Here is a 3,047-nt window from a genome sequence, read left to right as displayed (position 1 = left end):
CGCAACTCTTTGGAGTCCGTGGCGCTGTTCTCGTTGAAGCAGGAAGCTCCCGCCTCTATAGGCGGGAGTACGTTCACTCTTTACCCTATATACTGAACATACATCATCTCATCGTTCAAAGAGGAACAGAAAGGGGGAGCCGACCGTGATGAGCGCCTATGATATCCTGACGGGGATACAACTCTGCATGGCTATGGCCATGATCGCCTATGGCATTTACTTCCGGAAGAGCCGCATGTGCCGCCTGTGGTGGTTCGCAGGCCCCTGCGTCCTGGTTGCCATCTGGGCAGCGGCTGTATTATATTATTATACGGAATATCCTTTTTTGACGACCCTCTGTTTCCTCATGGCCTTTTTCCTGGGCCTGGGTCTGGGCCTGTGGTTCAAGAAGGGCCTGCCGGAACTGACCTATTGCCGCAAGCAGCACAGCCTTCGTTGTCCGCCCTTGCGGACGGCCCTGCCGGTGAATCTCTTTTTCTGCCTGATTTTCGCCTCGTTCCAGGCCGTGGCCTACCACATGCCCTTCATCACCCATTCGTGGCTGTTCAACGAGGTCCTGGGCTTTGCGCCGGGCATCGGCATGGGCTGGCTGTGGGGACGGGGATTGGCCATGCTGTTCGATATTCCCACGCGGGGACAGCAGGTCTATAAAGATATTTAGGAGGGACTTTGTTTATGGATAGTAGTGCACGGAGAGAAAAGATTCTTCAGATTCTTCAAGAATCGTCGTCGGCCGTCACCGGGACGGCCTTATCGAAAGCCTGCAACGTCAGCCGGCAGATCATCGTCGGCGACGTGGCTATTTTGCGCGCCCAGGGGATTGCCATCATCTCGACGCCCCGGGGCTATCAGCTGGTCACACCGGCCGCACCGGGCTGTACGCGGGTCTTCGTCTGCTGCCATGGCAGCGATTTGATGGAAGCAGAGCTCAATGCCATCGTCGATAATGGCGGCATCGTCCACAACGTCGTCATCGAACACGACGTCTATGGCAACCTGGAAGGGACCTTGAACCTTCATTCCCGCCGGGATATCCAGCAGTATATCAAGCGCATGCATGATTCCCATGCGGAAATGCTCAGTACCATCAGCGGCGGCATCCATACGCATCTCGTCGAAGCGGCGACGGAAGAAGAACTCGATGCCATCGGCCAGGCCCTGCGCGACGTCGGCGTCTTATATAAGGATTGACATTTCCCCTCTATATCGGTACAATAAGACCATGTAAATATAACTGTCATGACATATGTACAGATAGGAGGAACTGTTGTTATGGTATTAGAACGACTGGAAGCGCTGCCCCTGGGCCGTTTCCACTATAAACTGCTGCTGGTCACGGGCCTTGGCTGGCTCTTCGACTCGATGGATACAGGGCTCATCGCCTTTATCCTGCCTGTACTGGCCAAAGAATGGGGCCTGGCACCGGGGCAGATGGGCCTCATCGGCAGCATCGGCCTCATCGGCATGGCCCTGGGCGCCGTCGTGTCCGGCACCATCGCCGACCGCATAGGCCGCAAGAAGGTCTTCACCATTACGGTCTTATTGTACAGCATTGCTTCGGCCTTCTGCGCCTTGTCCTGGAATTATCAATCCCTGCTCGTCTTCCGCTTCCTCGTCGGCTTCGGCCTGGGTGGAGAACTGCCCGTAGCGGCGACGCTCGTTTCCGAATATGCGCCGTCCCGCGTACGGGGCCGCTTCATTGTCCTCTTGGAAAGTTTCTGGGGCCTCGGCTGGATTGCAGCAGCCTGCATCGCCTATTTCTTCATTCCCCTTTATGGCTGGCGCATGGCCTTCCTCATCGGCGCCCTGCCGGCACTCTATGTCTGCCTGATCCGCCTGCATATGCCCGAATCGGTCCGCTACCTGCTGGCTCATGGCCGCGTCGGCGAAGCCCGGCAGATCGTCGTCTCCCTGGAGCGGCAGCTGCACGTACCCGTAGCGCCCTTCGTCAGCGAAAAGGAAACCGTGCCGGTCGTCGCCAAGGCTTCGTTCCGGGAATTGTGGAAAAAGCCCTTTGCGTCGCGGACGATCATGCTCTGGCTGGTCTGGTTCGGCATCAACTTCAGCTACTACGGCATCTTCATGTGGCTGCCTTCGCTGGTCTTCCAGCAGGGCTTTACCGTCGTCAAGACCTTTGAATACGTCCTCATCATGACCCTGGCCCAGCTGCCGGGCTATTACTGCGCGGCCTGGCTCGTCGATAAGATCGGCCGCAAGTATACCCTGTCGACGTTCCTCTTGTTCAGCGGCGTCGCCAGCTACTTCTTCGGCCATGCGTCGACGGCAGCGACCCTCATGATGTGGGGCTCCGTCATGTCTTTCTTCAACCTCGGTGCCTGGGGCGTCCTCTATACGTATACGCCGGAACAGTATCCGACGGCTATCCGAGCCTTGGGAAGCGGCTGGGCTGCCGGCTTCGGCCGCTTTGGCGGCATGGCTGCGCCCATGATGGTCGGAGCCCTGTTGGCCCGGAACTTCGGTTTCGGCAGTGTCTTCTACATGTTCGCCTTGGTCTTCGTAGCCGTTGCCGTCATCGTCTTGAGCCTCGGCGTCGAAAGCAAGCAGAAGGACTTGGAAAGCATCAGCGAAGGACTGGTCAAAGCCAAGTAAGGTAATCTCGAAAAAAATGTAAAAAGCTGTCAAAATTTGCTTGACAGCTTTTTTTTTCAATGATAAAATACTTTATGTCGCATGAGTTCGGAAATGCTCGGAAATGAAGTTTTAAGTTTTATAGGATTTAAAATTTAGTTCTTGACAAAACGACATAATGTGATATACTAAACAAGCTGTTAGGGTGAAGGCCTTGGCACTTGAGGATGGGATTGAGCTTTGAAAAAGTTCAAAAAACATCCTTGACAAGCTCTTCTGAGTTTGTTAAAATAAGCAAGTCGCCGCGACAAGCGGTGATGGCGATGACCTTTGAAAACTGAACAATGAACTGAATGAACGCCAACGTGCGAGGTTCTATTGTATAGAACGTCAAACAATGAGTAATACCAATCAATAAACAAGAGCCAAACGCTCTTCCATATATCATGGAGAGTTTG

The 3,047-nt window shown here is 54.5% G+C and carries 4 protein-coding genes; 3 read left to right on the top strand and 1 reads right to left on the bottom strand.

Features of this window, described 5'->3' with window-relative positions:
• The first annotated feature begins 148 nt into the window (after nt 1–148).
• From WMO23_RS11035 to WMO23_RS11025, 3 genes are all read left to right on the top strand, one after another.
• The gene (locus WMO23_RS11035; RefSeq protein WP_020723844.1) at nt 149–661 is read left to right on the top strand and encodes a hypothetical protein; all 513 of its coding nucleotides are present in this window, start codon (nt 149–151) and stop codon (nt 659–661) included.
• A gap of 14 nt (nt 662–675) precedes the next feature.
• Nucleotides 676–1,191: a transcription repressor NadR gene (locus WMO23_RS11030; protein WP_020311126.1), complete on the top strand. Its 516-nt coding sequence runs from the start codon at nt 676–678 to the stop codon at nt 1,189–1,191.
• 81 nt (nt 1,192–1,272) lie between these two features.
• Nucleotides 1,273–2,610 carry an MFS transporter gene (locus tag WMO23_RS11025; RefSeq protein ID WP_292108275.1) on the top strand — a complete coding sequence of 446 codons (1,338 nt, stop codon included), beginning with the start codon at nt 1,273–1,275 and terminating at the stop codon, nt 2,608–2,610.
• 229 nt (nt 2,611–2,839) lie between these two features.
• Here WMO23_RS11025 and WMO23_RS11020 read toward each other — a convergent pair.
• Nucleotides 2,840–3,047, bottom strand: a 208-nt coding sequence (locus WMO23_RS11020; protein ID WP_349174074.1) for a hypothetical protein, incomplete at its 5' end; no start/stop codon positions are given.

Origin of the sequence: Megasphaera intestinihominis (assembly GCF_040096415.1) — a bacterium.
GTDB classification, from domain to species: domain Bacteria; phylum Bacillota; class Negativicutes; order Veillonellales; family Megasphaeraceae; genus Megasphaera; species Megasphaera intestinihominis.
This window is presented reverse-complemented; position numbering and strand designations above follow the sequence as displayed.